Here is a 26,660-nt window from a genome sequence, read left to right as displayed (position 1 = left end):
AGCGGCCCGGTCCTTGCATAAAATCACGGCAGCGCTGTGTATGGCACCGTCCCTGACGGTTTCGATTGCCATGCAAGGCGGGTATCATTGCGCTGGAGCGTAATCGGAAGGCCGCGGAACCGGGATTTCCGGGGAACCATGCTCCACCAATGAGATGGGGTCATGATGCGCATCACCGCATCATGTTCCGGTTGAACGGCAGGGATTGGGCGCGTTGCAGGAACAGACAAACTACCCGGCATTGAACCAGCCGATCGACGAGCTGGCGCTGACCGAGATCAAGAGCGCGATCCTGGCCAAGCTCCGGCTTGCGATCGGCAAGGACGCCACCGTTGCGACCAGACGCGACTGGTACAAGGCCGCGGCACTGACGCTGCGCGACCGCATCGTGCACCACTGGCTGACGGCCGAGAAGCAGAGCTACGACGCCGGCGCCAAGCGCGTCTATTATCTCTCGCTCGAGTTCCTGATCGGCCGCCTGTTCACCGACGCGCTGAACAATATGGGACTGCTGCCGCTGTTCGAGGCGGCGCTCGGCGACCTCGGCGTCGATCTTTCGGACCTGCGCAAATGCGAGCCGGATGCGGCGCTCGGCAATGGCGGCCTCGGCCGGCTTGCGGCCTGCTTCATGGAGAGCATGGCGACGCTGGCGATCCCCGCGACCGGCTACGGCATCCGCTACGATTTCGGCCTGTTCCGCCAGATCATGAACCATGGCTGGCAGCAGGAATATCCCGATGAATGGCTCGCCTTCGGCAATCCCTGGGAATTCCAGCGGCCGGAGGTGGTCTACAACGTTCACTTCGGCGGCAATGTCGAGCATGTCGACGAGCGCGGCCGCGACCGCGCCACCTGGCATCCGGCGGAAACCGTCGAGGCCATGGCCTATGACACGCCGATCGTCGGCTGGCGCGGCCAGCACGTCAACGCGCTCCGCCTGTGGTCGGCGCATGCACCCGATCCGCTCGAGCTCGACGTCTTCAACACCGGCGACTACGTCTCGGCCAGCGCCGAGCAGGCGCGCGCGGAAGCGATCTGCAAATTCCTCTATCCGAACGACGAGAGCGCGGCGGGCCGCGAGCTCCGGCTGCGCCAGGAATACTTCTTCGTCTCGGCCTCATTGCAGGATCTCGTCAAGCGGCATCTCGCCTCCGACGGCGGCCTGCGCAATCTTGCGCAGAAGGCGGCCGTGCAGCTCAACGATACCCATCCGAGCCTTGCGGTCACCGAGCTGATGCGCATCCTGGTCGACCTGCACAATTTCCGCTGGGACGAGGCCTGGAAGATTACGGTCGCGACCCTGTCCTACACCAACCACACGCTGCTGCCCGAGGCGCTCGAGACCTGGCCGGTCGAACTGTTCGAGCGGCTGCTGCCGCGGCATCTCGAGATCATCTACCGCATCAATGTGGCCCATCTCGCGCTCGCCGAGGAGCGTTTCCCCGGCGACATCGAGTATCGCGCCTCGGTCTCGCTGATCGACGAGCGCAGCGGCCGCCGCGTGCGGATGGGCCAGCTCGCCTTCGTCGGCTCGCACCGCATCAACGGCGTCTCCGCGATGCATTCCGACCTGATGAAGGAGACCGTGTTCCACGACCTGCATCATCTCTATCCGTCGCGCATCACCAACAAGACCAACGGCATCACGTTCCGCCGCTGGCTGATGCTGGCCAATCCGCGGCTGACCGCGCTGCTGCGCGAAGCCTGCGGCGAGGCCGTGCTCGACGACTTCTCGCTGCTCGAGCGGCTCGAGACCCATTCGAGCGACCTGGAGTTCCAGAAGCGCTTCCGCGACGTCAAGCATCACAACAAGCTGGCGCTGGCAAGGCTGATCGGCGAGCGCAACCACATCAAGGTCGACCCGTCGGCGCTGTTCGACGTGCAGATCAAGCGCATCCACGAATACAAGCGGCAACTGCTCAACATCCTGGAGACGATCGCGCTGTATCACGCGATGAAGGACGATCCGCGGCGCGACTGGGTGCCGCGCGTGAAAATCTTCGCCGGCAAGGCGGCGGCGAGCTACCGCTACGCCAAGCTGATCATCAAGCTGATCAACGACGTCGCCGAGGTCGTCAACAACGACGCTTCGCTCGGCGGCAGGCTGAAGGTCGCCTTTCTCGCCGACTACAATGTCAGCCTCGCCGAGGTGATCATTCCGGCCGCCGATCTCTCCGAGCAGATCTCGACCGCCGGCATGGAGGCGTCCGGCACCGGCAACATGAAGCTCGCACTGAACGGTGCACTGACGATCGGCACGCTCGACGGCGCCAATATCGAGATTCGCGACAATGTCGGCGAGGAGAACATCGCGATCTTCGGCCTCGAGGCCGGCGACGTCATGGTCCGCCGCAAGCAGGGATTGGACGCCAGCGATGCGATCCGCAAATCGCCACGGCTGGAGCGCGCGATCCGCGCCATCGAGAGCGGCGAGTTCTCGCCCGGCGATCCCGCACGCTTCGCCTCGATCGGGCACGCGCTGCGCTACCTCGACCACTACATGGTCTCGGCCGATTTCGATTCCTACTACGACGCGCAGCGCGGCATCGACGCCCGCTGGATGGTAGCGCCGGCATGGACCCGCGCCTCGATCCTCAATGTGGCGCGCATGGCCTGGTTCTCCTCCGACCGCACCATCCGCGAATATGCCGAGGACATCTGGCACGTGCCGATGCATCCGGGTGCCTCGCCGCAGCTCGGCAACCAGCGCGAGGCGAAGGGATAATCCCGGGACGCGGAAATCGATTACGCCCGACGTCATTGAAATCAGCGCAATGCTCGCGATATTGCATGACGAACGTCATTGCTCGTCATTGCGTATGGCGATACGGAAGCGCCAGTCGATATTGAAAGACCTGCATGCTCACCAAGACCCCGCACCTTTTCGATGAAGCCACCGCCGTGACCGCCGGCGACAGCCGCTGGCAGGGACGGACCAGTCCCGATTACTGGGCGTTCGTCGGCCCGTTCGGCGGCTGCACGGCCGCGACCATCCTGCGCGCGCTGATGCAGCATCCGCAGCGCGCGGGTGATCCGCTGGCGCTGACGGTCAACTACTGCGCGCCGGTCGCCGAGGGCGCGTTCGATCTCGATGTCCGCCTGGTCAAGGCCAACCGCTCGAGCCAGCACTGGTCGGTCGACATGACGCAGGGCGGCGGCGAGGTCGCGACACTGGCGACCGCCGTGTTCGCCGAGCGCCGCCCGTCCTGGTCGCACCAACCGGCCGGGTTTCCGGGCGCCGTGCCGTTCGAACATCTGCGGTCCTTTCCAAAGCTCAAGATGACCTGGGCCAACCAGTACGATTTCCGCTTCGCCGAGGGCGAGCCGAAGTTCGCCCGGGGCGGCGGCGCGAAACAGCCGTCGAGCCCGTATTCAAAGCTCTGGATCGCCGACCGTGTGCCGCGCAAGCTCGATGCGCTGTCGCTGATGTCGATGTCGGACGCGTTCTTCGGCCGCGTCTTCCACGCAAGGCACGAACTGGTGCCGTTCGGCACCGTGTCGCTGACCACCTATTTCCACGCCGACGCGGCCGACCTGGACGCGGAGGATACCACCCGCGTGCTCGCCACCGCCGACGCCAAGAGCTTCCACAAGAGCTACGGCGACCAGCAGGGCGAATTGTGGTCGCCGTCCGGCCGGCTGCTCGCGACCACGACGCAGATCGCTTATTTCAAGGCGTAGCCAAATATCCACATTGGTCTGTTACGACCGCATTGCCTATTTCAAGGGTTGAGGGAACATTGGCACGTCGCTTCTGTTCCACACCTTTGGGAGCACTGCTGCATGTCCGAAGCCGACACGTCAAAGCCCTCGCGCATCGCCCTGCTTGGCGTTCCCATCGAGATCGGCGCATCGCAGGCCGGCCCGCTGATGGGACCGGACGCGCTGCGCACCGCGGGCATCGCGCGCCTGCTCGAGCAGCTCGACTTCCAGGTCGATGATCACGGCAACCTTGCGATCCCCGCCGTGGTCGCCGACGGCCCGGTGCCGGCCAACACCAGGTTCTATGACGAGGTGAAGACCTGGACCCGCGCGCTCTCCGAGCGCGCCTATTGGCTGGCGCATTCCGGCGCGATCCCGATCTTTATGGGCGGCGATCATTCATTGTCGATGGGGTCGATCAACGGCGTCGCGCGCTACTGGCAGGAAAAGGGCCGGCCGCTGTTTGCGTTGTGGGTCGACGCGCATGCTGACTACAACACGCCGGCCACCACCATCACCGGCAACATGCACGGCATGTCGGCCGCGTTCCTATGCGGCGAGCCCGGTCTCGACGATCTGCTCGGCGGACTGCCGCGCGCCTCGATCCCGCCTGATCAGCTCGACCTGATCGGCACGCGCTCGGTCGATCCGCTGGAGCGCAAGCTGCTGCGGCAGCGTAATGTGTCGATCGCGGACATGCGCCAGATCGACGAGTTCGGCGTCGCCGTGCTCACGCGCCGCGTCATCGAACGCGTCAGGGCGAAGAACGGCGTGCTGCATGTCTCGTTCGATGTCGACTTCCTCGATCCGGCGGTGGCGCCCGGCGTCGGCACCACGGTGCCCGGCGGCGCGACCTATCGGGAAGCCCATCTCATCATGGAGCTGCTGCACGATTCCGGGCTGGTGCGCTCGCTCGACATCGTTGAGCTCAATCCCTTCCTCGACGAGCGCGGCCGCACCGCGCGTGTCGCGGTCGAATTGATCGGCAGCCTGTTCGGCCTGCAGATCACCGACCGGCAGACGCCGAGCAACGCGGTGCTGCCGGAGATGGGGGAGTAGTGGAGCAACACGCGCGATGTCGTCCCGGCGAAAGCCGGGACCCATAACCACCGATGGTCATTGTTGCGCATCGGTGGAATGACGAGTCCCAACCACAACATCCGCTGCGGAGTATGGATCCCGGCCTTCGCCGGGACGACACTGGAGTATGTGGCGCCGTTGGCTGCTCAGCTTGCCGGATCGAGAAGGTGCGCGCTTCGTTGACTGCGTAAAAATCAAAAAGGCGGCCACGAGGGCCGCCTTTTCAAATCGCGTATCGCTTGCGCGAACTACTCCGCCGCCAGCTTCACTTCCGGCGCGGCGGCGCGGACTTCGGCGTCGACCTGCGCTTCGAACTTGGCGAAGTTCTTCTGGAACATGCCGACCAGCGCACGCGCGGTCTTGTCGAACTCTACCTTGTCGGCCCAGGTCTTGATCGGATCGAGGATGTGCGGCTCGACGCCCGGCAGCGAGGTCGGCACCGCGAAGCCGAAATACTTGTCGGTGCGGAAGTCGGCGTTGCGGAGCGAGCCGTTCAGCGCCGCGGTGAGCAGCGCGCGGGTCACCTTGATCGGCATGCGGCGGCCAGTGCCGTACTTGCCGCCGGTCCAGCCGGTGTTGACCAGCCAGCAATCGACACTGTGCTTGGCGATCAGCTCGCGCAGCATGTTGCCGTAGACCGACGGATCGCGCGGCAGGAACGGCGAACCGAAGCAGGTGGAGAATTCCGGCTGCGGCTCGTTGCCGAGGCCGCGCTCGGTGCCGGCGACCTTCGCGGTGTAGCCGGACAGGAAGTGATACATCGCCTGCGCCGGCGTCAGCTTGGCGATCGGCGGCATCACGCCGAAGGCGTCGGCGGCGAGCATCACGACGTTCTTCGGATGCGGTGCGCAGCCGGTGCGCGAAGCGTTCGGGATGAAATCGAGCGGATAGGCCGAGCGGGTGTTCTCGGTCTTCGAGCCGTCGTCGAAATCGGGCACGCGATCATTGGCGCCGAGCACGACGTTTTCCAGCACCGCGCCGAAGCGCTTGCTGGCGGCGTAGATTTCCGGCTCGGCTTCGCCGGACAGCTTGATGCACTTGGCGTAGCAGCCGCCTTCGAAATTGAAGACGCCGTCCTCGCTCCAGCCATGCTCGTCATCGCCGATCAGCGTGCGCTTGGGATCGGCCGAGAGCGTGGTCTTGCCGGTGCCGGACAGGCCGAAGAAGATCGCGGTGTCGCCGTCGGAGCCGACATTGGCCGAGCAGTGCATCGGCATCACGCCCTTCTCGGGCAGGTAATAGTTCAGCGTGGTGAACACGCTCTTCTTCATCTCGCCGGCATATTGCGAGCCGCCGATCAGGACGATCTTGCGGGCGAAATCGATCGCGACGACGTTCTCCGACTTGCAGCCGTGACGCTTCGGATCGGCGCGGAAGCTCGGCAGGTCGATGATCGTCAGTTCGGGCACGAAGCTCGCGAGCTCCGACGCCTCGGGACGAATGAGCAGCGTGCGGATGAACAGCGAGTGCCAGGCAAGCTCGGTGAAGACGCGGGTCTTGATGCGATGCTTCGGATCGGCGCCGCCATAGAGATCTTGCGCGAACAGCGTCATGCCTTCGGCATGCTTGAGGAAGTCGGCATGGAGCATGGCGAACTGCTCCGAGGTGATCGACTGGTTGCCGGCCCACCACATGTTCTTGTCGGTGAGATCGTCGCGGACCGTGAACTTGTCCTTCGGACTGCGCCCGGTGAACACACCGGTGTCCGCGCAAAGCGCGCCATCGGCCGACAGCACCGCTTCGCCGCTACGCAGCGAATGCTCGTAAAGCTGGGGTGCGCCATAATTCCAATGCACGCCCTTGAGATTTTTTAAGCCGAATTTGTCGGCGCCGAAGGCACCGTTATGTACGCCCGTCTCTTGCACGAAGAACCTCCTCGAACCCGCGTATCCTTGTTCGCGCGAATGTCGCCAATCGCGCCCCGCCGCGGTGACCGTGATCAGAATATAGCCTCTCGGCTTCGGTCCGGCGACCTAATAGTGGGGATCGCCAAGCTTGCCAAGCCAATCGAACGGCTTTTGGCTGATTCCAAGGCAGGCCCATCATCTGGCGCAAGTACCGCAGCGCGAAACCCTTTCGTCTTGCTTTCGTTTTCTCGTTGTTTTGCCGGCAGTCGGGCGACGTTTCATCGCCTTTCCCATCGCGCACGGAGCTTTGCGATGCACAAAAAGTGCCAGCCGGCGGGCGGCGCGTTCGCCGATCGAGGCGGACGGCGCGGAGAATGCCGGGTATGCATTTCGCGCTGAGGATGTATCGTTGAGATGAGCCGCCGCGCGTTGACGCAGCGCTGCAGAGCCGAGCATGACCATCGTGTTGCACGCGGCACCACCTGATCGGCATTGAGCTGCAAGTGAGAAGCTGCTGATGAGCAGTTTCGACTGCGCTCAACACACCTTCGTCGAAGCCCGATTGATACAACGCTCAACTGCGGTGAACGTTCCGCAACGGCGGCGAGGCGATCGCTGACCCTGGCGATCGATGATAACGCAATCAGCGCGTCGCACGCGCGCGCGTCATCGGTCGACATCGCGATCCGGATGATTTTCCGATGCAGCAGCGCCAGATATTCTTGCACGCGGATCGAGCCAACAAGGCGATGACGAGACACGCCGGCGCGAAATGATCGCGCTGTCAAACCTTACGCAAGCAGGAAGCGACGCGCGGCTGAAGGACACTTCACCTCGGCGATCGCGCAATCGCGCCGCCGCAGCCATGCGACACCATGCCTCGCCACGGCCGCAGCGCCGCCGTGCGGACAGGTCTTTCTCCTATCCTTGCTATCCCTTGGCGCGCGCCTCGCCGGCGAGCCGCACCAGCACCTTGCGCAGCTCGGTGCCGGTGGTGACGCGCTCAGGGAAATCCAGCCGCAGCGTGTCGCGGCCGGCCTGCATGTCCATGCCATCCGGATCACAGCCTGTGCAGAGCCATTCGGCACTTTCCGCGCCGAGCAGCCGCGTCGCGTAAAGGTTCATGGCCTCGCGGTGATCCTCGTTCATATGCGCCACCGCGCCGGGCTCGGCTTCGAGCAGCGCCTCGGCTCCGCCGAGATCGGTCAGGAATTGCGCGGGTTTGAGGTCCACGATGCGGCCGAACCCGGCGACCAGATGGGCACCGCTTGGCTTGATCCGGAAGAACGAGAAATCCTTAAATTCCACAAAGGCTTCCGCTGACGGATGGGCAGCGAGATAGCGCCTTCGGACGAGCTCCCGCCCGGCCTCCCCGACCTCTTCCGCCTTGCCCGCCAGCATGATCCGGGCGCCCTCCAGCGGATCGCCCTCGGCGCGCTCGTCCAGCATCAGCGACACCCGGCTGTCGGCCAGGATGTTCTTGGTATGCAGCGCCAGCCGGGAAATCAGCAGGATCGGCGAGCCGTCGGGATGGCTGGCCAGATTGACCAGCGAGCAATAGGGATCGCCGGTGCCGGCCATCAACGTGGCGAGGGCGCCCTGGCGACTGCGGCGGAGCAGCGAGCGGGCAAGGTGGGCTGGATCGAAGGCGGCGGTCGGTTGCATGGGCCTATCGGGTCATTTTATGGGCGAATCGGGTGGGTTCCCTATGAAAAAAGGGCCTTTTCTCATGGTCTAAGGGTGCTATATGGGGACCCATCGCGTGGGTCGCAGAAGCGGATTTTTGCGGAACTCGGTCACACTTCAGCCCAGCTTGCATTGCTCGTTGACCGCGTTCGAAGCCCAATTCTACGGCGCGTCGCCAGAGTGCCCGCCGTCTAAGCCACTCTCATTGTGAAAGCAGCACATGCCCACAATCGCCCTGGTCGACGACGACCGCAACATTCTCACTTCGGTTTCGATCGCGCTCGAAGCCGAAGGCTATCGCATCATGACCTACACGGACGGTGCGTCGGCGCTGGATGGGTTTCGCACGTCGCCGCCCGACCTTGCGATCCTCGATATCAAGATGCCGCGCATGGACGGCATGGAAACGCTGCGCCGGCTGCGCCAGAAGTCCGACCTGCCGGTGATCTTCCTCACCTCGAAGGATGAGGAGATCGACGAATTGTTCGGCCTGAAAATGGGCGCCGACGATTTCATCCGCAAGCCGTTCTCGCAGCGCCTGCTGGTCGAACGGGTCAAGGCCGTACTCCGCCGCGGTCAGCCGAAGGATCCGACCGCCGCGCCGAAGGAGCCGGACGCCCGCGCGCTGGACCGCGGCCTGCTGCGGATGGATCCGGAGCGCCACACCTGCACCTGGAAGAACGAGCCGGTGACCCTCACCGTGACCGAATTCCTGATCCTGCAGGCGCTCGCCACCCGCCCCGGCGTCGTGAAGAGCCGCAATGCGCTGATGGACGCGGCCTATGACGACCAGGTCTATGTCGACGACCGCACCATCGACAGCCACATCAAGCGGCTGCGCAAGAAGTTCAAGGTGGTCGACGACGACTTCGAGATGATCGAGACGCTGTACGGCGTCGGCTATCGCTTCAAGGAAGCCTGATCTGCGCTTCCCGGGCGGCTTGTTAACTGACAGGCTCCGCACGGCTGGGGTAAGCTCGGGCGAACGATTGCTTCGCGGGACGACATCCATACCAACCGGCAGCTTTGCCAGTGCTTGATCGAACGCAGCTCGAGCAAGGCCTGAACACCGAGGACGCGTCACAGCTCCTCGATCAGGACGCCGTTGCCGAAGACGTGGCGCAGGACAAGGGCTGGCGCCGTCCGCTCGGCTGGCTGCGCCGCGCCGGTCAGTTCTTCTTCGCGCTGTCGTTCTCGAGCCTGACGCGCCGTATCGTCTCGCTCAACCTCGCCGGCCTCGTCGCGCTGGTCGCCAGCATCCTCTATCTCTCGCAATTCCGCGCTGGCCTGATCGAGGCGCGCACGCAGAGCCTCCAAGTCTATGCCGAGATCATCTCGGAGGCGATCGCGGCCTCGGCCACCGTCGAAGGCAACACCGTCACGATCGACCCCGATCGCCTGCTCGACCTCAAGCCCGGCGAAAGTTATGGCCAGCCGGATGAATCGGCGGATTTCCCGATCAATCCCGAGCGGGTCGCGCCGGTCCTGCGCCGCCTGATCGCGCCGACCAAGACGCGGGCCCGCATCTTCGACCGCGATGGCGGCCTGATCCTCGACAGCCGCAATCTGTTCGCGCGCGGCGACGTGCTGCGCATGGAGCTGCCGCCGCCGTCGGAGAAGCCGTCGCTCTATGAAAGGACCAAGGCCACCATCAAGACCTGGCTCAACCGCGGCGACCTGCCGATCTATCGCGAACTCGGTCCCGAAGGCGGCAAGGGTTATTCCGAAGTCGCGCAATCGCTCGAGGGCATGAAGGGCAGCGCCGTGCGCGTCACCGAGCGCGGCGCGATCATCGTGTCGGTCGCCGTCCCGGTGCAGCATTTCCGCGCCGTGCGCGGTGCATTGATGCTGACCACGCAGGGCGACGACATCGACCAGCTGGTGATGTCCGAGCGCCTCGCCATCCTCAAGATCGGCGGCGTCGCCTCCGCCGTCATGATCATGCTGTCGCTGCTATTGGCGAGCACGATCGCTGGCCCGGTGCGACGGCTCGCCGACGGCGCCGAGCGCGTCCGCCACCGCATCCAGACCCGCGTCGAGATTCCCGACTTCACCGGGCGCCGCGACGAGATCGGCCATCTCTCCGGCGCGCTGCGCGACATGACCAACGCGCTGTACAGCCGCATCGAGGCGATCGAGATGTTCGCCGCCGACGTCGCCCATGAGCTGAAGAATCCGCTGACCTCGCTGCGCTCCGCGGTCGAGACGCTGCCTTTGGCGCGCAACGACAACAGCCGCGCGCGGCTGCTCGCCGTGATCGAGCATGACGTCAGGCGGCTCGACCGCCTAATCTCCGACATCTCCGACGCCAGCCGGCTCGATGCCGAATTGCAGCGCCAGGACATGGCGCCGGTCGATCTGCGGCGGCTGCTGACGACGCTGACCGGCGTCGCCAACGAGACCAGGCTCGGCCACGACGTCGCCGTCGAAGCCCGCTTCGAGGGCCGCGGACCGACCGATACGCTCTCTGTGCCCGGCCATGATTCACGGCTCGGCCAGGTGATCTCGAACCTGCTGTCGAACGCGCAATCATTCTCCAAGCCGGGCGACAAGGTGCGCATCGTCTGCCGCCGCAACCGCGGCGAGGTCGAGATCGTGGTCGACGATGACGGGCCCGGCATCGGCGAGGACGCGCTGGAGCGGATCTTCGAGCGCTTCTACACCGACCGGCCGCACCAAGGGTTTGGCCAGAACTCCGGCCTCGGGCTTGCGATCTCCAAGCAGATCATTGAAGCCCATGGCGGACGCATCTGGGCCGAGAACCGCGCTGGCCCTGCGGACGCAGACGGCAAGCCCACCATCGCCGGCGCACGCTTCGTGGTCAGGCTGCCGACACTATGAGCGACAATTCAAGCGTGCACGCATCCGCCGTTCTGGTCGGCGAGCGTGCGGTGCTGATCCGCGGCCCGTCGGGCGCCGGCAAGTCGCGTCTGGCCTTTGACCTGATTCTCGCCGGGCGCACCGGAGCGCTTCCGCCGGCCATTTTGGTGGGGGATGACCGTGTCCGTCTCGACACAGCCGGCGAACAATTGTGGGTTCGTCCGGTCCAGCAATTGGCTGGTCTGATCGAGATCCGAGGCCTCGGAATCCGCCATTGTCCGTTCGCAGATGAAGCCGTGGTGGGGCTGATCGTCGACCTCGCCGCTGACGACGCCGAGCGACTGCCGCCGCCGGAGGCGCTCACGATTCGCCTTAATGGTGTTTTGGTACCGCGAATTCCCGTCGGCGTTGGCTTCCAACCCCTGCCGCTGGTTGTCGCCGCGCTGACGACAACCTGAAAGTTCATGTTCCCGTAATCTTGCGGCCAATTGTGGGAAGGGAATTGGTAACCATATCACATCCACTATCGCGTCGGATTTTGCCGGCGCAGCCTCCCCTCTCTACCGCCAGGAACCGGGAGACTAGCCAAGATGCCCTCTTGCGTAGGGCCTCTGGATGGTCAAAGTGGCGCGTTCGTGCGGTGCACCAAAGGGCGCCCGCGAGGAGTTTCCAATGATTGGTCTAGTGCTGGTGACCCATGGGCGCCTTGCCGACGAGTTCAGAGCGGCGCTCGAACACGTCATGGGTCCGCAGAAACAAATTGAAGCGATCACGATCGGGGCCGAGGACGATTCCGATCTCTGTCGAAGCGACATCATCGAGGCGGTGAACCGCGTCGATAGCGGCGACGGCGTTGCGATCCTCACCGACATGTTCGGCGGCACGCCGTCAAACCTTGCGATCTCCTGCATGAGCCGCCCGAAGGTGGAAGTGCTCGCAGGCATCAACCTTCCCATGCTGGTCAAGCTTGCCAAGGTTCGCGAGGAGCGTTCGCTGCCCGACGCGATCGCGATGGCCCAGGAAGCCGGCCGCAAATACGTCACCATCGCCAGCCGCGTTCTCGCAGGCAAATGAGCGACGAGGCCCCGGGCGGAAATCAGGTCGGCCCGGGCGTGCCAGCGGGCGCCATTTCCCGTGAGCTCCTGATCGTCAACAAGCGCGGCCTGCATGCGCGGGCATCGGCCAAGTTCGTCCAGCTGGTCGAGCGATTCAACGCCGAGATCTGGGTCACCCGCGGCACCGAGACCGTCGGCGGCACCTCAATCATGGGCTTGATGATGCTCGCCGCCGGGCCCGGCACCACGGTCGTGGTCTCAGCAAAGGGCGACGAAGCGCAGCAGGCGCTCGACGCCATCGCCGAACTCGTCGCCAGCAAGTTCAACGAGGAAGGCACGTAAGGCAGTCACCCCTTACCTCGCCCCGCTTGCGGGGAGAGGTCGGATCGCATCGAACGATGCGATCCGGGTGAGGGGTACAGGTCTATCGATAGATCGCCATCGCGGCGAGAGCCCCTCACCCCAACCCTCTAAGAGCGAGCTTCGCTCGTCTCGACCCCGCAAGCGCGAGGCGAGGGAGCGACAGCTACTTCGCCGGCGGCACCAGATAGACCTTCCAGACCGTCGACGGACCGGGATGGCCGTTGAAGAAGCGCATGGTGGTCATCACCAGCGGCTCGGCGTCCTTGGCGTGCTCCGCCATCCACGCCTCGCAGGGCTTCAGGAACACCGGATCGGTGGTGTCGCAGACGCCGATGAAGCCGAGACGCTTGGCTTCGTCGAGCGACGTCAGCCCCGACGACCAGGCTTCGCCCGGCACCAGCGATGCCGGATGATCCGGACTGTAGAACGTCATCGGCTCGCCGATATCGGACCGCGCGACGACCACGGCCCAGCGCGAATGGAATCTGTCCTGCCAGGTCTGGGTGAGTTCGCGCGCGAGCTCGGAGCGCGCGGCGTAGGTCGAGCCGCCGACATGGTTGGACGCGATCTCCTGCGTGGCGATGCTGGGCGCGGCGATCAGCGTGGCGATCGTGGCCACGAACCAGATCGCGGTGATCGAGAACAGCGCCATGCGCGGGAAGCGAAGCGAGGGAATCGCGACCAGCGCAAGCGGCACCAGGAAGAACAGCGGGATGCCCCAATCGGTCTTGATATAGACGGTGAACGCCAGCGCGCCGAGCGGCGGCCCGATCGCGACGATCAGCTGGATGATCCAGACGTTGAGCGCCTGCGGAAGGTTGACGGCGGGATTGGGTCCGCGCGACCAGACCCGCGCCAGCACGTCCGACGGCCGCCACGGCACCGAGCCCAGCAGCAGCGCCACCAGGCCCAGCACGACGGGAATCGCGAGCAGCCCGACATTGTGCACGACATAGCCGATGACGAGCTGCACATTGAGTGCGCGGCTCGACAGCGCGTAGACGTCACCGGCATAGGTGAACGGCACGAAGTCCACCTCCTCCAGCCACACCAGGTGCGGGATCATCGCCACCGCCATCGTGCCGATCGCAACCCATGGCGCCGGCGAGCGCAGGAATTGCGTCCGTTGCGGATGGATCAGCGCGGCCAGCCCGACGGCGCCGATCATCGTCACCACCCAGTACTTGGTCATCAGCGCCAGCATGCCGGCAAAGCCGAGCCAGAGACCCGACTTGAAGCTGCGCTTCTCGAATGCGTTCAGATAGGCCAGCACCAGCAGCGGCAACGGCACCAGTTGCGCGAGATCGGCGTTGTATTTGAAGCCCTTGAAATTGAAGATCGGGTAGAGCGCGAGCATCACCACCATGAAGAACGCGCGGCGGCGATCGACGACACGCAGCGCGATCAGCCAGCACACCACCAGCGCGAAGCTGACCGTCGTCATCGCAAGCGCATAGGTCGACCAGTTGGTGACCGGAAAAATCCTGAACCAGACCCCGGCGATCCAGCCCGACAGCGGCGGGTGCTTGCCATAGCCGAGCAGGAAGCGCTGGCCCCAGGCATAGGCTTCCGCAACATCCATATGGATGTCCTGTGCGGCCTTGAGCTTGACCAGGATAAGCGTCCACAGCACCGCATGAACCAGCGCGAAGCCGATCACGAACCACAGGCTGGTCCTGGGATCGGTGGCGCGCGAGGCGATCCAGGCGGCAATCCGCCGGATCGTCAGCTTGCGTTTGGTGCGCCGGGCGGCGGGGAGCGTGGAGGCGGTCGACATGGCCTGTGCCTGAGGCATGCCCCGGAAAAGTGGAAAGCGGTTTCCCGGAAGGATCATGCCCGAATGGAAGCGGAAGCGCGATGAGTGCTCATCCGCATTTCAGCGCGCTTTAGCGCGTTTTTGTGGCCAGTGAAATCAGCTTGGCGTGAGAACGCCTCCAGCCAGCGGATTCACTTTCGGGGAAGTCCGGCCGGTGCTCGAAATGCATGGTATCGTAGTGACACCATTCGCCGCCCCAGATGAAGCCGTGACGCTCGAAGATGTCGACGATCTCGCGCGGCATCCAGTTGTTGCAGGGGATGGTCTTGCCTTTGCCGGCCCACAGCCGGTCATCCCGAACTTTCAGGTTGAGGTCGATGGCGGCGGCGTAGCCGTGCATGCTCATCCGCCCGGTGTCGGCGACGCGAAAGACGATTTTCGGGCCGCCGAACCTGGCAGGAACATGCCCGGGAATCGGTCACGGCAACCCAGCCGGAAACGGCGCCGTGATTCGTCGTCACACCGCTGCAAAATACCGCAATTTGGTTGCCCGCGCGGGGGTGCGGATGCTATCCCGCGCCCATGACAACTGCCCCGATTTCGAACATCCGCAACTTCTCCATCGTCGCCCATATCGACCATGGCAAATCGACCCTTGCCGACCGCCTGATCCAGATGACGGGCGGCCTGTCGGATCGTGAAATGGCGGGCAAGGAGCAGGTGCTCGATTCGATGGATATCGAGCGCGAGCGCGGCATCACCATCAAGGCGCAGACCGTCCGGCTGAACTACCGCGCCAAGGACGGCAAGGATTACATCTTCAACCTGATGGACACGCCCGGCCATGTCGACTTCGCCTACGAGGTCTCGCGGTCGCTGGCGGCCTGCGAGGGTTCCCTGCTCGTGGTTGACGCCAGCCAGGGCGTCGAGGCGCAGACGCTCGCCAATGTCTATCAGGCGCTCGACAACAATCACGAGATCGTGCCGGTCCTGAACAAGGTCGACCTGCCCGCGGCCGAGCCCGAGAAGGTCAAGCAGCAGATCGAGGACGTGATCGGCATCGATGCGTCCGACGCCGTGATGATCTCGGCCAAGACCGGCGTCGGCGTGCCTGACGTGCTGGAAGCGATCGTCACCCGCCTGCCGCCGCCGAAGGGCGACCGCGATGCGACCCTGAAGGCGTTGCTGGTCGACAGCTGGTACGACGTCTATCTCGGCGTGGTCGTCTTGATCCGCGTCGTCGACGGCGTGATGAAGAAGGGGAGCCGCATCCGCATGATGGGCACCGGCGCGGCCTACGATATCGAACGCGTCGGCTTCTTCACGCCGAAGATGGAGCAGGTCGAGGAGCTCGGCCCCGGCGAGATCGGCTTCATCACCGCGGCGATCAAGGAAGTTGCCGACACCCGCGTCGGCGACACCATCACCGATGACAAGAAGCCGATCAGCGAGATGCTGCCGGGCTTCAAGCCGGCGATTCCGGTCGTGTTCTGCGGCTTGTTTCCGGTCGACGCCAACGACTTCGAAACGCTCCGCGCGGCGATGGGCAAGCTGCGGCTCAACGACGCAAGCTTCTCCTACGAGATGGAAACTTCCGCCGCGCTCGGCTTCGGCTTCCGCTGCGGTTTTCTCGGCCTGCTGCATCTGGAAATCATCCAGGAGCGGCTGTCGCGCGAATTCGACCTCAATCTGATCGCGACCGCGCCGAGCGTGATCTACAAGATGAAGCTGACCGACGGCACCGAGCTCGAGATCCACAACCCGGTCGACATGCCCGACGTGGTCAAGATCGCCGAGATCGAGGAGCCGTGGATCGAGGCGACGATCCTCACGCCCGACGAATATCTCGGCAGCGTCTTGAAGCTGTGCCAGGACCGCCGCGGCTCGCAGAAGGAGCTCACTTATGTCGGCTCCCGCGCGATGGTGAAATACGACCTGCCGCTCAACGAAGTGGTGTTCGACTTCTACGATCGCCTGAAGTCGGTCTCCAAGGGCTACGCCTCGTTCGACTATCATCTGACCGACTACAAGCCGGCCGATCTGGTCAAGATGCAGATCCTGGTCAACGCCGAGCCGGTCGACGCGCTGTCGATGCTGGTGCATCGCACCCGCGCCGAGGGCCGCGGCCGCGCCATGGTCGAGAAGATGAAGGAGCTGATTCCACCGCACATGTTCCAGATCCCGATCCAGGCGGCGATCGGCGGCAAGGTGATCGCGCGCGAAACCGTCCGCGCGCTGCGCAAGGACGTCACCGCGAAGTGCTACGGCGGCGACATCACGCGCAAGCGCAAGCTTCTGGAGAAGCAGAAGGAAGGCAAGAAGAAGATGCGGCAGTTCGGCAAGGTCGACATCCCGCAGGAAGCCTTCATCGCCGCGCTCAAGGTGGACAGCTGAGGCGGCGCTACCGGCGCGACTGTTGCCCATTCTTGTCCCAGCAACAAAACGCACCATGATTTGAATCGCCACTGCATCGCGCTCCGACTAGACTGCGATCATGTTGCGCATCCTGTTCCTCCTTATCGTCATCCTCGCACTGATGCAGCCGGACCTGAGCTCCGCCGCCTCCTCGAAGAAGCGGCACGGCACCCGCTGGCACGGCTATGGTTTCCTGCCCGGCTACCGGCAGCCGCCGAACCAAACCATTCCGGTGTTCGGCCCGCGCGGCGCCGCCCGCGGCTACCCGGACTATTCGCCGCAATATTGGTATGGCGGGGATTGGTACTATTTCGGCCGCCCCGGATTCTACCGCGGCCGCTACAATGGCGGCAGTTTTGGCCCGTGCTGGACCTGGACGCCGATCGGGCGCGCCTGGCAGTGCGGCTAGAGCGTTTTCGAGCGAAGTGGCTCCGGTTCGCGTGAAGAAAACGCGTCAAAGCAAGAATCTAGAGCCCCGTTCCGATTCTATCGGAACGGAAAAGGCTCTAGCCGCACCTCGCTGCGACATCTTGCGCATGCAACGCACAATCCGCTGGTCCCGGAATGAGAGGCATGTTGCCCGTCATGTTGCCCCTGGACCTCAGATAGGCCAGCATCCTCCCTGCGCGCACCACAACAAACAACAGCGCCGGGGAAACGCATGAGCAAGGCCGCTCGGTTGGATTATGGCTGGGTCGTCGTCGGCGCGGGCGCGCTGATGACCTGCGTCGGCTTCGGCACCATGCTGTCGCTCGCGGTGTTCCTGCAGCCGATCTCGGATGCGATGGGCTGGTCGCGCGCCGGCGTCTCGGCGGCGGCGACGCTGGATTTCCTCTGCATGGGTTTTGCGGCGTTCGCCTGGGGCGCGCTGTCCGACCGCTTCGGTACCCGCATCGTGGTGCTGGCGGGCAGCCTGTTGCTCGGGCTTGGCCTCGTGACGGCAAGCCAGGCGCAGAGCCTGTGGCAATTCCAGCTCTGCTTCGGCGTGCTGATCGGGATCGCCGCCGGCAGCTTCTATGCGCCGATGATGGCGCTCGCCAGCGCCTGGATCGACAAGCATCGCAGCCTCGCGGTCGCGCTGGTGTCGGCCGGCATGGGCGTATCGCCGCTGACCGTCGCGCCGTCCGCGAGCTGGCTGATCACGGCCTATGACTGGCGCTTTGCGATGTTCGTGATCGGCATCGCCGCATGGGCGTTGCTGATCCCCGCATCGTTCCTGGTGCGCCCGGCGCCGCAGGGAACGGACGTCGCAATCCCGACCGCCGCGAACGTGCCGCAAACTGAATGGACCGCGGCGCAGGCGCTGCGCACGCCGCAATTCATCACGCTGGCACTGGCGCATTTCGCCTGCTGCGCGGCGCATTCGGGACCGATCTTCCACATGGTGTCCTACGCCATGGTGTGCGGCATCGCGCCGCTCACCGCGGTCACAGTCTACAGCCTCGCCGGCTTCTCCGGGCTCGGCGGCCGGCTGCTGCTCGGCGTGCTCGCCGACCGGCTCGGCGCCAAGCCGGTCCTGGTCGGCGGCCTCCTGGTGCAGGCGCTGTCGATCGCGACCTATCTCGCGGTGGCGCAGCTCGGCGAGTTCTACGCGCTGTCTGTCGTGTTCGGGCTGGCCTATGGCGGAGTGATGCCGCTCTACGCCGTGCTGGTGCGCGAGTTCTTCGGCGCGCGCATCATGGGCACGGTGTTCGGCGCGGTGTCGGCCTTCGCGAGCCTCGGCATGGCGCTCGGGCCGTGGGCCGGCGGTTACGTGTTCGACACGTTCCACGGCTATACGTGGCTGCACGCCGGTTCCTTTGCGATCGGCCTCGCCGCGGTCGCCGTGGCGCTGAGTTTCTCGACCAAGCGCCAGCCGTCGCTCGATCTCGGCCGCGCCGCCGCCTGAGCGCGGCTGCATTCGTCACACTCGCGCGCACCGGCACAGCGGATGGATAGCTGATCTGCATCGGCGCCGTCCTGCCTTGCCTTCCCTTGCCCTCTCCTGCCGGATGAGCCACCATCGCCCGGCCTGCCCAACAAGAATGACAGAAGGCGCCGAGGACACGCATGAACAAGCCGCAGGGATTCGACCTTGTCGAGCGGGCGCGCGCGCTGGCGCCGCTGATCACGAGTGAAGCCAACGAGATCGAACGGACACGGCGACTGACGCCATCCGTCACCGCGGCACTGGTCGAGAACGGGCTGTATCGCGCGCTGCTGCCGAAGCGTTTTGGCGGCGCCGAGGCGACACTGGACGCCTTCATGCAGATGCAGGAGGAGATCGCCAAGGCCGATGCATCGACCGCCTGGTGCCTCGGCCAGTGCAGCGTCTGCGCCATGACCGCGGCCTATCTCGAACCCGACGCAGCTAACGAGATCTTCAACACCACGCCCGGCATCCTCGCCTGGGGCGCTATCGCCCATGAGGTGCGCGCCGAGCCCGGCGGCTATCGCGCCAGCGCGCGCTGGGATTTCGCCTCGGGCTCGCGGCAGGCGAGCTGGCTCGGCGCCCATGTCCGCGTCGTCGAGGACGACGGCTCACCGCGCAAGAAGGCCGACGGTTCGCCGGAGATCCGCACCATCCTGTTCCCGATGTCGTCAGCGACAATGTATGACGTCTGGGACGTGATCGGTCTGAAAGGCACCGGCACCGATTCCTACTCGGTCGACAACCTCTTCATTCCGGAGCAGTTCGCCGCGCTGCGCGACGATCCCGCCGCGTGCCGCGAGCCGGGGCCGCTCTACAAGCTCTCCACCAACATGGTGTTCAGCATGGGCTTTGCCGCCACCTCGCTCGGCGTCGCGCGCGCCATGCTGGACGCGGCGACCGAGCTTGCCCGCGGCAAGACCCCGCAAGGCCTCAAGGCGATGCGCGACAACAATGCCGTGCAGGGCCAGATCGGGCGCACCGAGGCCAGCCTGCGCGCCGCGCGCGCCTATCTGTACGCGACGGCCCACGAGGTCTGGAACGATCTCGTCCGCGGCGACCCGATCACCGAGGCACATCGCGTCGCGATCCGCATCGCCTCGACCTGGACCATCCACCAGTCGGCCGCAGTGGTCGACATCGCCTATCACATGTCGGGGGCAACGGCGGTGTTCGCCAAGAATCCGTTCGAGCGACGGTTTCGCGACATGCACGCAATCGCGCAGCAGATCCAGGCCCGCGACACCCAGTACGAGGACGCCGGCAAGGCGATTTTGGCAGGCAATCTCGGCGCTCCGCCGACCGCGCGCTAAAGCATGATCCGGAAAAGTGCGAAGCGGTTTTCCGAAAAGATCATACTTGAACAGGAACTGAAGCGCGATCAAGTCAGATTGCATCAGGGCGTTGACTCATAAGTCCGCTGTGTCGGCTCTGCTCCCTAAAACACGACATCGCCGGGTAATCATGGCATGTCGGTTTTGGGCCCAACAGTGGGCATGACGACTGGCGGCCCTCGCAATCTGAATTCTGTCCCCTCAAAATGGATTCTGTCGACTGCCCGGATTTTTCAGCGGTGCGGTAACGCATTGAGCTCGCAGAGGGCAGCCGTCGCGCTTGGTACAGCCAAAATTCGCAATCTTGGTGCTGTTTTATGAGCAAGCGCAGCGCATCTATTGTTCGTACTAAGCAACCGAACTGCCTTGGCAGTTCTTGGTTAGTCGGCGCGTCCGCGCGCTCTGCAGCAGTTCCACCAAGAGACAAGGAGTATTCCCATGAAGGCCATCGTTGTAACGGACCAAGCCGCGGGAACGGCCGGGATGAAGCTGGTGGACCGGCCCGAGCCGCAGGCAGCGATAAACGACGTCGTCGTTCAGGTTTATGCGTCGAGATTTGTCCCGACTGAGCTGGCGTGGCCCTCGACCTGGACCGATCGCCTCGATCGTGACCGAACACCGTCGATCCCGGGGCACGAGCTGGCCGGAGTGGTCACCGCTCTCGGATATGGCACTACAGGGCTATCGGTGGGACAGCGGGTGTTCGGTCTAGCGGACTGGTATCGCGACGGCACGCTGGCCGAGTATGTGGCGATCGAGGCGCGCAACCTCGCGCCGCTACCGGGCGACGTCGACTTCACAATGGGCGCAAGCCTTCCGGTCTCGGGCCTGACGGCATGGCAAGGACTATTTCAGCACGGCCGCCTCCAGGCGGGGCAGAGTGTCCTCGCACACGGCGCGGCCGGCGCGGTCGGGTCGATGGTGACGCAACTCGCGCGAGAGGCCGGCGCGTATGTGATCGGCTCCGGGCGGTCCGCCGACCGTCAGACTGTGCTCGACTTCGGCGCGCAGGAGTTCGTCGATCTCGGCAACGACGCCCTTGAGGACGTCGGCAAAGTCGATCTGGTGTTCGACGTCATTGGCGGTGAAATCCAGAAGCGGTCGGCAAAACTGATTCGAGGCGGAGGAACGCTGGTGACGGTCGTTGGGCCGGCCGAGGCGCGACCTTCCGACGGCCTGGCGGTCGACTTCGTCGTCGAGTCCGATCGTTCCCAACTGAGTGAGATCGTCCGGCGGGTGCGGGACGGACGCCTGCGGACAAACATCGGCAACGTCACGACTCTCGACGAGGCCGTCGCTGCCTTGAATCCGACCGGTCGACGCAAAGGGAGTACGATCATCCGCGTTCGCCCCTGAGTGACACATGCCTATTGATGCGCGCAGCCGGCCGGCCCTGTCAGGCCAGACGTTGAACAGTACGAAAGTAGCACCGGCGGCCATGGTCGCGGCACGAATACCGGCGGCGCAACATCCGGTTGTTAAGCTTTTTCTGCGACTTTGCGGACGGCGCTAATGCCTGGAGTTTCGCTGGTCCCATGTTCACGCTTCGATCGATTGCCGCCCGCCTGATTCTGGCTATTTCGCTGACTGTCGCAGTCGCCTGCGCCATCCTCGGCGGCTTCTCCATCAGCCAGCAGCGGGCGCTGACGCGGCTCGCGCTCGATCAGCAGCTCAAGCTGCAATATGACAGCGTGATTGCAGCGATCGACTACGAGGGGCGCGCGGCGCTCGCGGTCTCGGCGGTCATCGCCGCCTTGCCGCCGGTCGAGGACGCCATCGCCAAGGGCGACCGCGACGGCCTCGGAAAGCTGCTCGGCGCCTCCTGGGCGTCGATGAAGGCGCAGGGCATCCCGCTGATCTCGTTCTGGCAGCCCCCGGCGACCAGCTTCTACCGGGTCCATGCGCCGAAGACTTTCGGCGACGACGCCTCGACGCGGCGCACCACGGTGGTGGAATCGAACAGGACCGGCAAGCCGATCGTCGGCGTCGAGCCCGGCCGCGAAGCGCTTTCGATCTTCGGCATGACCCCGATCATGCGCGACGGCAAGACGCTGGCCAATGTCGACGTCGGCGCCGCCTTCGGCAAGGAATTCGTCGACCGCGCCAAAAAGCGCTTCGGCATCGACCTTGCGGTGCATTCCTTCGACGGCCAGAGCTTCAAGCGGCTGTCCTCGACCTTCGGCGATACCGTGGTCGCGACCCAGGACGAGCTCAAGCGTGTGATGAACGGTGCGGCCCTGCTGCGCGACGCTGTTCTCGACGGCCATGCGGTGGAGCTCTATCTCGGCCAGATCAAGAACTACGCCGGCGAGCCGGTCGCCGTGCTCGAGATCGTCAAGGACACCAGCGACTATGAAGCCGCCGCGGCAAGCGCGCAGCGCAATCTGATCCTTGGCGTGGTCGCGATCATGGCCGCCGCCGTGCTGCTCGCGTTCCTGCTCGGCCGCGGCCTGTCGCGGCCGCTCACCGCGATCACCGCGGTCATGAACCGCCTGTCCAGCGGCGACACCAGCGTCACGATACCCGGCAGCGAGCGCCGCGACGAGCTCGGCACGATGGCGAAGGCGGTCGACGTGTTCCGCCGCAGCATGGTCGAAACCTCCTCGCTGCGCGAGGCGCAGGAGGCCGACAAGGTGAAGGCGGAGGCCGACAAGCAGGCCTTGCAGCGGCAGATGGCCGATCGTTTCGAAGCCGACGTCAAGGGCATGGTCGCCGCCGTCGCGCGGTCCTCGGGCGACATGCAGCGCGTCGCGGGCGAGATCACCGCCAGCGTCAACGGCGCCTCCGAACGGACCTCGGCGGCAGCCGCCGCGTCCGAGGAAGCATCCGCCAGCGTCAATGCGGTCGCAGCCGCAACCGAGGAGCTGGCGTCGTCGATCACCGAGATCGGCCGCCAGGTCACCCATTCCAGCCGTGTCGCCGACAGCGCCGTGACCAAGGCCATGGAGACCACCGAGATGGTGACGAGCCTCGCCGCATCGGCAGAGAAGATCGGCGACGTGCTGCGCCTGATCAGCGCGATCGCGAGCCAAACCAATCTGCTGGCCCTCAACGCCACCATCGAGGCCGCACGCGCCGGCGAGGCCGGCCGCGGCTTTGCCGTGGTCGCTGCCGAGGTGAAGGACCTGGCGAGCCAGACCGCGAAGGCGACCGAGGAGATCGCCGGCCAGGTCGGCGCGATCCAGTCCGCCACCGGCAACTGCGTCAGCGCGATCGGCGACATCAGCGGCACCATCCGCGAGATCTCGGGTATCGCCACCGCGATCGCAGCCGCCGTCGAGCAGCAGGACTCGGCGACGCGGGAGATCGCCCGCAGCGTGCAGCAGGCGTCCACCGGGACCGTCGAGGTCTCCGCCAATATCGCGGGCGCGAGCGAGGCCGCCAGCCAATCCCGCGCCCTCACCGGCAATGTGCTGGATACGTCCGGCCAGCTCGGCGATCACGCCGCTGCGCTGTCGCACAGCGTCGACACCTTCCTCGCCGGACTGCGCAACGCCGCCTGAGCGGCGGCGCCGGGCTTCAAGTCATGGTCAGGGCAGCACGGGCGGCGGAGCGGACCGGTCGGACTTGTCGTCCGGCCGAGCGTCGACCCGCCCCCAATCGCGCATGAACGGCATCTGCAGCAGGCCGCGCAGCGACTGCTTCTCGGGATCATCGAAGCCGTCGAGGCCATAGCGCAGCTCCGCGAAGCGTGGACCACGATTATAGGTGCCGCCGAGCCGGTCCCAGATCGAGAGCAGGTTCGAATAATTGCTGTCGGTCTCCGGCTGATGACGCGAATGATGCATCTTGTGCATGTTCGGCGTCACGAAGACGAGCCGCAGCCAGCGGTCGAGCCGCTCGGGCAGGCGGATATTGGCGTGCTCGAATTGGGCGTTCAGCGCCGACAGCGTCAGATAGGTAACCAGCACCCAGGCCGGCGTTCCGAACACGAAGACGCCGGCGATGTGCCAGCCGATCCGCCACAGCGTCTCGCCGGGATGCTCGCGGAACGTCGTGGTGACGTCGACGAAGCGATCGGCGTGGTGCATGCGATGGAAGCGCCACATCCAGCCGAGCTTGTGCATGGAGACGTGGGCGAAATAGGCGAACAGGTCGAGCCCGATGATGCCGAGCAGGAGCTGGTTCGGGGGTGACAGGCCGAGCCAGTGCGACAGGCCGAATTTCGCATCCAGCGTCCATTGCGCGGCCAGCGGCGACAGTGGGCTGAGCAGCAGGTTCACGCCGACGAAGATCACGGTGATGGCGGCGTTGCGGCCGATATTGCGCATCCGGTCGCTGCGGCCGTAGCTGAACAGCGGAAACGCGGCCTCGAACAGCAGCACGATCGCGAACGACGCGAGCAGGAACGCGATCCGCGCGCCGGTCGACGGCAGCTCGACATGAGCCATCTCAGCCGCGCCCGGATGCCACAGAAGCTTTGCAAAGCCGATCATGCCGTCAGCCTCCCCTCTTTACAAAACGAATATTCGTTCTTTATAATGGCAACGAATGATCGTCAAGCCCGCCGCATCGGCCGGCCGCGACCTGACAAGGACCCGACTATGCCGAAGGTGAAACCCGAGACGCTCGCGATCCGTCGCGAGGAGATTCTGCAGGCCGCGGAGATCTGCTTTGCCCGCCAGGGATTTCACCAGACTACGATCCAGGACGTGATCAAGCAGTCCGGGCTCAGCGCCGGCTGCATCTACGGGCATTTCACGGGCAAGGAGGAACTGATCCAGGCGATCGGCGAAAGCCGCCATGGCCGCGACAGCGCGCTGCTGGCGCTCAAGGATCCATCGGACGATGTGTTGCAGAGCCTGCGGTCGATCGCCCGCGGCTTTCTCGGCGACCTGCAGAAGGAAGAAGGCCTGCGTGCCCGCCGCGTCGCGTTGCAGCTCTGGGCGGAGGCGCTGCGCGACGACGTGGTCCGCGACCAGGTGCTGAGCGGAATCCGCCAGCCGATCGCCCTGATCGTGGACCTGCTGCGGCGCGGCCAGAAGAGCGGCGCGATCGACCGCGGCGTGCAGCCGCGCGGCGCGGCGCGGGCAATGGTCGCGATGTTCCAGGGCATCGTGCTGCAACGGCTGTGGGGCGAAACCGTCACGACCGCGGAGGCGATGCACGCCTTCGACATCTTCCTTGCCGGCCTTGCCGCCAGACGCTGACGGGGGATGCGGTGATCGTCCACGACCTCCTCGCCGGCATCGGCACGGGCCTCGCCGGCGGTCTGACCGCCGGGCTGCTCGGCGTCAGCCCCGGCGGCGGACTGGTCGTGTTCTCGGTGCTACTGCTCGGCGCCGGCCAACATGTCGCGCAAGGCATCTCGCTGGTCGCGCAGGTGCCGCCGACCAGCCTCACGGGGATCCGGCGCTATTGGCAGAGCGGCAACCGCACCCCATTGCGCTGGATCGCGCTGCTGACAGTCGGCTTTGTCGCCGGCGGCGCGGCCGGCGCACTCGCCGCCAACCATGTCGCCGAGCCCGCGCTGCGCTGGACCTATGTGGCCTATCTCGTCGTGCTCGACGCGATGCTGATCCTGCGCGGCGGACGCGACGAGGCGAAGCACGACGACAAAGTCACCGCGCGCGAAATATCCTGCCCGGCGCTGCTCATTGTCGGGCTGCTGGCAGGCCTGTCGTCGGGCTTTCTCGGCATCGGCGGCGGACTGGCGACCGTGGTGGGCTTAAGCGCCGTGCTCGGGGTGCCGCAGCATCAGGCGCAGATGGCAAGCCTCGTGATGTCGCTGATCCCGACCACGATCCCCTCGGCCTGGATCTATTGGAGCGAGGGCTCGCTGGCGTCCTGGCCGGTGCTGGCGGGCGTGATCGTCGGCCTGCTGGCCGGCACCGATCTCGGCGCCCGCGCCGCCAACCGCATCGACCGCGCGCGGTTACGCAGCACGATGATCGTCTTCGTCTCGCTGATGGCGGTCTATATGACCTTCAAGGCGCTGTGGTAGATAGATATAGGTACGTCCTCCTCACGGAGCCCATTATGCGCAAGCCGGCAGCATCGACCAGCAAGGCGGCGCGACGGCCGCACGCCAAACCGGCAGCTGCGCTGTTCGACACGTACCCTGCCCCGGTCAGAGCCAAGCTGCTGGCGCTGCGGCGGCTGATCTTCGAGACCGCGAAGGCAACCAAGGGCGTCGGCGCGCTGGAAGAGACATTGAAGTGGGGCCAGCCGAGCTACCTCACGCCGGAGACCGGCAGCGGCAGCACGGTCCGGATTGATCAGGTGAAGCCGGCTGCCGACCAGGTCGCGGTCTACTTCCACTGCCAGACCAATCTGGTCGAGACCTTCCGCGAACTCTATCCCGAGCTCAGCTACAGCGGCAACCGCGCCATCCTGCTCGATGTCGCGGGCAAGCTGCCGGAGCCCGCGCTGCGCCACTGCGTGGCGCTGGCGCTGACTTATCATCTCAACAAGAAAGAATCGTAGGGCGTGAAGGCGACGGCGGTGCGCTCCCTCTCCCCGTTCTTACGGGGAGAGGGTTGGGGTGAGGGGCCGTCTCCGCACATTCGGTAATAGCTGCGTTCGCGGAGAATCCCCTCACCCGGAACGCATCTAACGATGCGTTCCGACCTCTCCCCGCACGCGCAGGGGTGTCCGGGGAAATTCAGGCATAGCGGAGCTCCATCTGGTCAGGTGAGATGGTTGATTTCCGACGGCTGGGGTTGATGGGCGGAGGTTTGTCGATGGCAGCGA

22 protein-coding genes are annotated in these 26,660 nt (G+C 65.2%); 17 read left to right on the top strand and 5 right to left on the bottom strand.

What is annotated here, in order from left to right:
• Positions 1–205 precede the first annotated feature (205 nt).
• The 3 genes from ACZBJS_RS24555 (at position 206) to rocF (ending at position 4,761) form a co-directional block, all read left to right on the top strand.
• Positions 206–2,725 (top strand): glycogen/starch/alpha-glucan phosphorylase, encoded by a 2,520-nt coding sequence (locus ACZBJS_RS24555; RefSeq protein WP_463439402.1) that lies wholly within the window; start codon positions 206–208, stop codon positions 2,723–2,725.
• 134 nt (positions 2,726–2,859) lie between these two features.
• Positions 2,860–3,681: an acyl-CoA thioesterase gene (locus tag ACZBJS_RS24550; protein ID WP_316396549.1), complete on the top strand. Its 822-nt coding sequence runs from the start codon at positions 2,860–2,862 to the stop codon at positions 3,679–3,681.
• A 102-nt stretch (positions 3,682–3,783) separates the two neighbouring features.
• On the top strand, positions 3,784–4,761 hold the full coding sequence (rocF, locus tag ACZBJS_RS24545) for an arginase (RefSeq protein WP_076831116.1): 978 nt from the start codon (positions 3,784–3,786) through the stop codon (positions 4,759–4,761).
• A gap of 269 nt (positions 4,762–5,030) precedes the next feature.
• Here rocF and ACZBJS_RS24540 read toward each other — a convergent pair whose 3' ends face one another.
• Complete coding sequence (locus ACZBJS_RS24540) at positions 5,031–6,647, bottom strand: phosphoenolpyruvate carboxykinase (protein WP_316396546.1); 1,617 nt, start codon at positions 6,645–6,647, stop codon at positions 5,031–5,033.
• 912 nt (positions 6,648–7,559) lie between these two features.
• Positions 7,560–8,294, bottom strand: a complete 735-nt coding sequence (locus ACZBJS_RS24535) for a HugZ family pyridoxamine 5'-phosphate oxidase (protein ID WP_316396544.1) — start codon at positions 8,292–8,294, stop codon at positions 7,560–7,562.
• Between the two features lie 241 nt (positions 8,295–8,535).
• On the opposite strand from ACZBJS_RS24535, the gene ACZBJS_RS24530 reads away from it, so the two are divergent.
• The 5 genes from ACZBJS_RS24530 (at position 8,536) to ACZBJS_RS24510 (ending at position 12,532) form a co-directional block, all read left to right on the top strand.
• Positions 8,536–9,237, top strand: coding sequence for a response regulator transcription factor (locus ACZBJS_RS24530; protein WP_016843287.1), 702 nt, complete (start codon positions 8,536–8,538; stop codon positions 9,235–9,237).
• 110 nt (positions 9,238–9,347) lie between these two features.
• On the top strand, positions 9,348–11,156 hold the full coding sequence (locus ACZBJS_RS24525; protein WP_057019534.1) for a sensor histidine kinase: 1,809 nt from the start codon (positions 9,348–9,350) through the stop codon (positions 11,154–11,156).
• Positions 11,153–11,593, top strand: a complete 441-nt coding sequence (locus ACZBJS_RS24520; protein WP_316396540.1) for an HPr kinase/phosphorylase — start codon at positions 11,153–11,155, stop codon at positions 11,591–11,593. The genes ACZBJS_RS24525 and ACZBJS_RS24520 overlap by 4 nt, the downstream gene beginning before the upstream one ends.
• A 214-nt stretch (positions 11,594–11,807) precedes the next feature.
• Positions 11,808–12,209: a PTS sugar transporter subunit IIA gene (locus tag ACZBJS_RS24515; protein WP_021076632.1), complete on the top strand. Its 402-nt coding sequence runs from the start codon at positions 11,808–11,810 to the stop codon at positions 12,207–12,209.
• On the top strand, positions 12,206–12,532 hold the full coding sequence (locus ACZBJS_RS24510; RefSeq protein WP_028335869.1) for an HPr family phosphocarrier protein: 327 nt from the start codon (positions 12,206–12,208) through the stop codon (positions 12,530–12,532). Before ACZBJS_RS24515 ends, ACZBJS_RS24510 begins: the two co-directional genes overlap by 4 nt.
• Positions 12,533–12,716: 184 nt before the next feature.
• Here the strand turns inward: ACZBJS_RS24510 and ACZBJS_RS24505 are convergent, their stop codons facing one another.
• Together ACZBJS_RS24505 and ACZBJS_RS24500 are read right to left on the bottom strand one after the other, a co-directional pair.
• Complete coding sequence (locus ACZBJS_RS24505; RefSeq protein ID WP_057019504.1) at positions 12,717–14,330, bottom strand: glycosyltransferase family 39 protein; 1,614 nt, start codon at positions 14,328–14,330, stop codon at positions 12,717–12,719.
• Between the two features lie 109 nt (positions 14,331–14,439).
• Positions 14,440–14,715, bottom strand: coding sequence for a M15 family metallopeptidase (locus ACZBJS_RS24500; protein ID WP_316396532.1), 276 nt, complete (start codon positions 14,713–14,715; stop codon positions 14,440–14,442).
• 176 nt (positions 14,716–14,891) lie between these two features.
• On the opposite strand from ACZBJS_RS24500, the gene lepA reads away from it, so the two are divergent.
• The 6 genes from lepA (at position 14,892) to ACZBJS_RS24470 (ending at position 23,470) form a co-directional block, all read left to right on the top strand.
• On the top strand, positions 14,892–16,703 hold the full coding sequence (lepA, locus tag ACZBJS_RS24495) for a translation elongation factor 4 (protein ID WP_057019506.1): 1,812 nt from the start codon (positions 14,892–14,894) through the stop codon (positions 16,701–16,703).
• A 100-nt stretch (positions 16,704–16,803) separates the two neighbouring features.
• Positions 16,804–17,133, top strand: a complete 330-nt coding sequence (locus ACZBJS_RS24490) for a hypothetical protein (protein ID WP_057019507.1) — start codon at positions 16,804–16,806, stop codon at positions 17,131–17,133.
• 252 nt (positions 17,134–17,385) lie between these two features.
• A complete protein-coding gene (locus tag ACZBJS_RS24485) occupies positions 17,386–18,612 on the top strand; it encodes an MFS transporter (RefSeq protein WP_076831136.1) in 1,227 nt (408 codons plus the stop codon).
• 161 nt (positions 18,613–18,773) lie between these two features.
• On the top strand, positions 18,774–19,946 hold the full coding sequence (locus ACZBJS_RS24480; protein WP_316396528.1) for an acyl-CoA dehydrogenase family protein: 1,173 nt from the start codon (positions 18,774–18,776) through the stop codon (positions 19,944–19,946).
• 459 nt (positions 19,947–20,405) lie between these two features.
• The gene (locus ACZBJS_RS24475) at positions 20,406–21,323 is read left to right on the top strand and encodes an NADP-dependent oxidoreductase (RefSeq protein WP_316396526.1); all 918 of its coding nucleotides are present in this window, start codon (positions 20,406–20,408) and stop codon (positions 21,321–21,323) included.
• Between the two features lie 179 nt (positions 21,324–21,502).
• Complete coding sequence (locus ACZBJS_RS24470) at positions 21,503–23,470, top strand: methyl-accepting chemotaxis protein (RefSeq protein ID WP_253588679.1); 1,968 nt, start codon at positions 21,503–21,505, stop codon at positions 23,468–23,470.
• A gap of 27 nt (positions 23,471–23,497) precedes the next feature.
• Here ACZBJS_RS24470 and ACZBJS_RS24465 read toward each other — a convergent pair whose 3' ends face one another.
• Positions 23,498–24,403, bottom strand: coding sequence for a sterol desaturase family protein (locus ACZBJS_RS24465; RefSeq protein ID WP_316396523.1), 906 nt, complete (start codon positions 24,401–24,403; stop codon positions 23,498–23,500).
• Positions 24,404–24,511: 108 nt separating this feature from the next.
• On the opposite strand from ACZBJS_RS24465, the gene ACZBJS_RS24460 reads away from it, so the two are divergent.
• Genes ACZBJS_RS24460 through ACZBJS_RS24450 form a run of 3 tightly spaced genes read left to right on the top strand, consistent with a single transcriptional unit; the run spans position 24,512 to position 26,393 of the window.
• Positions 24,512–25,117 carry a TetR/AcrR family transcriptional regulator gene (locus tag ACZBJS_RS24460; RefSeq protein WP_316396521.1) on the top strand — a complete coding sequence of 202 codons (606 nt, stop codon included), beginning with the start codon at positions 24,512–24,514 and terminating at the stop codon, positions 25,115–25,117.
• An 11-nt stretch (positions 25,118–25,128) separates the two neighbouring features.
• Positions 25,129–25,911 carry a sulfite exporter TauE/SafE family protein gene (locus ACZBJS_RS24455; RefSeq protein ID WP_316396519.1) on the top strand — a complete coding sequence of 261 codons (783 nt, stop codon included), beginning with the start codon at positions 25,129–25,131 and terminating at the stop codon, positions 25,909–25,911.
• A gap of 35 nt (positions 25,912–25,946) precedes the next feature.
• The gene (locus ACZBJS_RS24450; protein WP_057019512.1) at positions 25,947–26,393 is read left to right on the top strand and encodes a DUF1801 domain-containing protein; all 447 of its coding nucleotides are present in this window, start codon (positions 25,947–25,949) and stop codon (positions 26,391–26,393) included.
• The last annotated feature ends 267 nt before the right edge of the window (positions 26,394–26,660 follow it).

It is taken from the genome of Bradyrhizobium sp. KZN70725, from assembly GCF_055264925.1.
This window is presented reverse-complemented; position numbering and strand designations above follow the sequence as displayed.